1 pseudogene is annotated in these 392 nt (G+C 62.0%); it reads left to right on the plus strand.

Annotated elements, in window-relative coordinates:
• Positions 1-392: pseudogene (locus HMPREF2678_RS09820) on the plus strand (malate synthase G); the annotation flags it as partial.

The raw sequence follows: 392 nt of genomic DNA on the forward strand, positions 1-392 counted from the left end.
GGTGTGATGGATGAGGAGCGTCGTACCACCGCCAACCTGGATGCCTGCATCGCGCAGGTCAAGGAGCGCCTGGCGTTTATTAACACCGGCTTCCTGGATCGCACTGGTGACGAGATCCACACCTCTATGCTGGCTGGTCCGATGGTGCGTAAGGCAGACCTGCAGACCGCGCCGTGGAAGCTGGCTTACGAGGACAACAATGTGGATGCTGGCCTGGCGCACGGCCTGCCGGGTAAGTCGCAGATCGGTAAGGGCATGTGGGCCAAGACTGAGCTGATGGCGGACATGCTGGCGCAGAAGATCGGCCAGCCGAAGGAGGGCGCTTCCACTGCATGGGTTCCGTCCCCGACGGGTGCAACACTGCACGCAACCCACTACCACGAGGTGGATGT

It is taken from the genome of Corynebacterium sp. HMSC058E07, from assembly GCF_001809885.1.
In the GTDB taxonomy this organism is placed as follows: domain Bacteria; phylum Actinomycetota; class Actinomycetes; order Mycobacteriales; family Mycobacteriaceae; genus Corynebacterium; species Corynebacterium macclintockiae.